This window comes from Mangrovibacterium sp. (assembly GCF_059905295.1).
Genome location: NZ_JBZQJF010000052.1, coordinates 1 through 5270, shown reverse-complemented (window position 1 = coordinate 5270; position 5270 = coordinate 1). Strand labels below are relative to the sequence as shown.

Annotated in this window: 4 protein-coding genes; all 4 read right to left on the bottom strand. The window is 45.9% G+C overall.

Annotated features, from left to right (window positions below; genetic code table 11):
- Positions 1 to 1002: an amidohydrolase family protein gene (locus tag AC37HE_RS03140; RefSeq protein ID WP_500781327.1), complete on the bottom strand. Its 1002-nt coding sequence runs from the start codon at positions 1000 to 1002 to the stop codon at positions 1 to 3.
- 19 nt (positions 1003 to 1021) lie between these two features.
- On the bottom strand, positions 1022 to 2710 hold the full coding sequence (locus AC37HE_RS03135; protein WP_500781326.1) for a carboxylesterase/lipase family protein: 1689 nt from the start codon (positions 2708 to 2710) through the stop codon (positions 1022 to 1024).
- Positions 2711 to 2738: 28 nt separating this feature from the next.
- Positions 2739 to 4280: a carboxylesterase/lipase family protein gene (locus AC37HE_RS03130; protein ID WP_500781325.1), complete on the bottom strand. Its 1542-nt coding sequence runs from the start codon at positions 4278 to 4280 to the stop codon at positions 2739 to 2741.
- Between the two features lie 23 nt (positions 4281 to 4303).
- The coding region (locus AC37HE_RS03125; protein ID WP_500781324.1) for an esterase at positions 4304 to 5270 on the bottom strand (967 nt) is incomplete at its 5' end.

Genomic DNA, 5270 nt, shown 5'->3' with positions numbered 1-5270 from the left:
TTACTTTCCTTCCGGCCAGTCAAAATCATCTTTATTCATTCCGAAAAAGCGGACTGCATTGTTGAAAAGAATATCACGTTTCTGATCTTCAGAAAGGAACTGCGCATGCTCAATCACACCCATTGAAGTTTCAAATAATCTCGGCCACATCATAAAGTCGGTTCCGTAGATAATTCGTTTTTCAAAACCAGCCTGAACCAAGCGCTTAATGTACCATTCCACTTCGTCGAGCGGGTAGCTCCAGATCATTCCTGCAATGTCTACATAGACATAAGCATTCGCACCCATCAATGCAATCATCTCCTCTGCCATAGGGTATCCGGCATGCATAACCCAGACCTTCAAATTCGGATGACGAGCCAACATTTCTTCCAGTTCAAAAGGATTTCCGAGCGAGGCGCGGTACTTGGGTTGTGTGAGGTTAGCCATACCATTTCCACCAGTTCCCATGTGAATACCAACCGGAATTCCAAGCTCTTCAGCTACGGCAAAATAAGGATCAAGCGAAGGATCGCTTGGCGAAATTCCCTGATACTGCGGTGCCACTTCAGCCATCACCTTATAAAAGCCATTCTCCATTGAATCGCGGAAAGCTTCGACGGTCATTTCTTTAGCATTACTAATACCAATTCCAGGGATGATTCGTCCTTTTGGTGCAGCGTTCACCCAGTTGTGTAAAATTTCTGCATCGCCAAAAGCAACCATGGTCATGTTGAAGTTCTTGATGCGCTTGATGACTTCGTCCTGCATCTCCTGATCAGAGTGAGCAGGCTGCAAGGGATCCACACAATCCAGGTTCATAAAAAACGGAGCTTTCTCCTTGGGATCAGCGCCAGGCATATCCGATAAAAACCAGGGGCACATCGGCGACACATAATCCGGATTAACTTTCATCGTATGAACGTGAATATCAAATATTGGAAGATGCTTCACAGGTTCTTTTTCCTGTGCATAAGCATTCAATCCCAAAGTAACTAAAGCTGTAAAAAGTAATTTCTTCATTGGTTTATGTTTTTGGGGTTTAGTTTGTTTTTGATTCAAGTATTTCACGCCACATTGCAAGTTCGTTAGCATAACGATCGTCAATAAGCTCACATTGAGAATCGATGCGCATAGTGGCGCGATTATTAAGATTATAAGGTTTCCAGACCGGTTGTCCTGCAGCCGACGGAGTTCCCGTAGCGGCAAAACTAGTCCAGTAATTACACATGTTTCGAGAAGCCTGAAAGCGTTCTTCACGGCTGCCGGCCAATCCCGGAATATCGGAGCCATCAGGCCCCTTTGTTGCAGCTACATTGTAGAATTTGAAAGGAATATCCATGGCATGCATCGAGCCGAATTCGTAGTCTGTTCCCGGAATTTTTTGTTCCGATTTGTAGCCAAAGTTGTACAAATAAACAGGTGCACCACCTTGTTCAAATTTGCGCTCGGCTATCCGAACCGAACCTAGTCCCATCGACAACATCGAGTAAATGGCTATGTACAAATCGGTCGGGCTGGCTTGCGGCCGAGTCGCTTTATAAGTGGATATAATCCGCTCTGTTTGGTTGCCAAAATCTTTTTCCAGTCTGCTTTTCAGTCCGTCATTTGTAAGGTTGAAAGCATCCAGATCGCCGCCAAACATCGAAAAGAAAATCTGCTCATCTTCATTCCAACCGACAATGAGTGGCTTGCTCTTTGAAATTTCGCAAGCAGTGGGGCTAAACGGATGAACAGGTAAAACCGTCCCATCCACGACAGGGCTAAATCCACCAATCCCCGCAGCACCAATCCCATCAAACGTGCTAACCAGCGATCGCATGCCATGTTTCGAAAGTTGTAGCTGAGCTTCGAGTAATTGGGCAGCCGGCATTTGTAACAATTTGCGAGCTGATGCTTTCGTGAGTCCCAGATCACTCAACAACAAACTTGTAGTTTCAGCAGCCAACTCAACAGTTTTGAACTTCAGCCCCGGACCACTCTCGATTGATGCTTTATTGAAATAAGGAGCCGCTTCGGGCATGGCATACAAGGCAGAAGTTTTCATGCCTCCACCCGACTCGCCGTGAATCATCACATTATTGGGGTCGCCTCCAAAGCGTTCAATATTTTCGCTGACCCATTTCAGGGCAATAGCGATATCCTGAACACCGCGATTTCCAGAGCCTGCAAACTCGTCACCCAATATTTCGTCGAGATACAAAAAACCGAGTAAGCCTAAGCGGTGGTTAGTTTCCACAACAACCACGTTAAACAATCGGGCCAAATTAGCCCCGTCCTGCATTGCACTTCCTCCGGAACCCGATACAAAGCCACCACCGTGGTTATAAACCATTACCGGACGTTTGCCACTATCGCAAGCCGGAGTCCAAATATTCAGAAACAGGCAATCTTCAGCCGGGTCAGGTTCATTGATGCCAAAAGTCTGATTTGGTACCTGGATTGAAGGATTTCCCAATTGCAGCGCATCACGAACTCCAGTCCAGGGTTTCAGCTCAGCCGGTCGTTTAAACCGGTTTGCTCCGGAAACGCTTCCGGCATATGGAATTCCTTTAAAGGTAACCAAACCATCAGCTTGTAATCCCTTCAGTTTACCATAAGCTGTTTCCACAACACGTTCTTTCGGGAGAGATGACTTCATCCCGGATACCAAGCTGGGTAAAAAAGCCAGACCGGTTAATCCTGCGCCGGAAAGTCTTAAAAATTGTCTGCGGTTATAGTGGTTTTTCATTTTATTGTCGTTAGTCAGTTATCGATCTTTAGAATCCGTTTTGGGCGTCCATAAAATTCATTTGCTTTTGATAAGGCAAGGGCCCCGGCCGTGTTTCATCATCAAGCTCAATCACCTGCGGATTAGTATCGTTAAAAACCGGCCATTGGGGAAGCCCTTCTCCATTTGGATTTCCGGTTTTCGCAAAATTTACCCAGTAACTGCTCATGATATTTTCCAATGCATAGTCAGTTTCTGTAAAGGGTTTATCCCAATTATGAAGTGTGTGAAGAGCATAAGCAAACTCAGCCGAGTGGAAAGCACCGTAATTCGGTTCGCCTGGCGGAACTCGTTTGAAATAATAAAGCCAGGACGGATTTTGACCTGTTTCAGATTGCAACCGGGCCCAACTGTAATTATTCCAACCAAAGGATATCTGAGAATTCAGTTTTTGAGATGCTGCTGCTTCCTCATCGGTATTTGCAGGGAACAACTGCAGATAGGCAGCAGCATGTTCGCCATATCGAGCCAAGGCAGCAGCCTTTGCCTGCGCTGCTGTTGGTACAGGGCCAAAGAATACACCATCATCGGCATTCCAACCAGAGATCAGCGGAACATCGTTTTGCTTGCCGGCTTCAAAGGTTTCAGCAACTGGTGGAACCACAATATTATCCACCGTAATTCCCTGTCGTCCCGGAAATTTCAACACTAATGAATCGGCAGGAATTGCCCGCATCGCCGCCAAGTTCGAATAGCCGGCATCAGCAAACATTTTCTCTCCGGCTTTCTCTGCATCGGCAAGTGTATTCCCCAACGATAGTGTTTTGCCGAACATACCTCCACTTTCCCCAATTGCCTTTTGGAAAAGTCCTTTAGCCAGTGGGGAAACCATCAACATATTCACACTAAATGAACCGGCAGACTGACCCGCAATTGTGACATTTTCAGGATTACCACCGAAAGCTGCAATATTATTCTCCACCCATTTCAAAGCAGCAATTTGATCCAGAATGCCATAGTTTCCGGAAGTATTCAAATCCGATTCTTTCGAAAGTTCCGGATGCGCCAGAAACCCAAAAATTCCCAGCCGATAATTGATCGTGATGAATACGACACCTTTTCGGGCCATCTCGGTTCCATCGTACAACGGCACCATTCCCGAGCCGGAAGTCAGTCCTCCACCATGAATCCAGACCATCACCGGAAGTTTCTCATCGGCTTTTTTAGCCGGGGTCCAAATGTTCAGATACAAACAGTCTTCACTCATTGGCTTGGCTGGTGTGATAAACTCCTGCGACCAGCAAAAAAATGGTTTTGGATCCGGTTGCATGGCCGAAGCCGGTGGATTTACACATTCGCGAACACCGGCCCATGCATCAACACTCTGGGGAGCTTTCCATCGCAAATCACCAACCGGTGGAGCTGCATAAGGAACACCCAGGAAAATAGCCACGTCTCCTTCCGTACTTGTTTTTCCGGCAACAATTCCGGCCTGTGTTTTTACTGCATCAACCTTCAATGTTTTGTCTGCAGTTTTACCGCAAGAACAAAAAACAGCGATGACTGATGCAAGGAATAGCGTTCGGTTCATAGGTTTGTTGGTTTAGGTCGTTTCTATTGGAAAAGCAGTGGTGCAAAATCTTTTAAATTATGCCGCCAGGTGATAAACGTGTGCCCGGCCGGATACGAATCAGTTTCGTAACGGATGCCGTATTTATCGAACAATGCCTTCGTATTTAAACCATTTTGATAGGCAATGTCCTTCTCGCCCCCCATTGCAATCCAGAATAATTTCAGTTGATTGATCTTTTTCTGAATAGACTCATCCGCACACAATTTTTCAACATCGCTTAGTTGATTCGGAAAGAATCCGGTACTCAACGGTAAAATGTAAGCAAAGCGGTCGGCGTAGAAAAAGGCCATATTCAGGGCCTGCAATCCGCCCATTGAAAGACCTGCGTAAGCCCGAAAATTCGGAGTATTTTTCACCTTGTAATTGGCCTCCACATAAGGAACTAAATCCTCAAAAAAGTATTTATAGTAGGGATCTGCATCTCCGCTTACGGTGGTGTAGAAACCTCCTCCCGGGTTTCCATAAGGCATCACAACAACCATCGGCTTCATTTTGCCTTCAGCCAATAAATTGTCCAGGATAAAATTTGCACGGCCAGCTGTTGACCATGAAGCATCGTTATCGCCACCGCCATGCTGCAAATACAAAACAGGCAATTTTTCGCTCATATTTTCATAACCCGGAGGAAGGTAAACATGTGCCCGACTTACCTTACCGATCGACTTGGCTTGAAACCAAACTTCTTCCAAACGCCCGTGCGGAACATCTTTTATTGCCTGATAATTGGCCGCCTCACCGGGAACTTCAAATAAGTTGGAATACCCGTTTGCCCCTTCCTTTAGCCTCGTATTTTTCGGATCAATCATCTTCAATCCATCAACCGAAAAATCATAGGAATAGAGATCGGGGGCCAGAGGACCAACCACTGTTGACCAAATACCAATATCATCTTTATTCAACTTGATTGGGCCATAGGTTTGCTGAAAGTCACCGGTTACGATTACTTCA

What these genes read in the sequence shown, in the direction of transcription:
- AC37HE_RS03140 (WP_500781327.1), bottom strand. Translation starts at nt 1,002, where the DNA reads ATGAAGAAATTACTTTTTACAGCTTTAGTTACTTTGGGATTGAATGCT.
- AC37HE_RS03135 (WP_500781326.1), bottom strand. Translation starts at nt 2,710, where the DNA reads ATGAAAAACCACTATAACCGCAGACAATTTTTAAGACTTTCCGGCGCA.
- AC37HE_RS03130 (WP_500781325.1), bottom strand. Translation starts at nt 4,280, where the DNA reads ATGAACCGAACGCTATTCCTTGCATCAGTCATCGCTGTTTTTTGTTCT.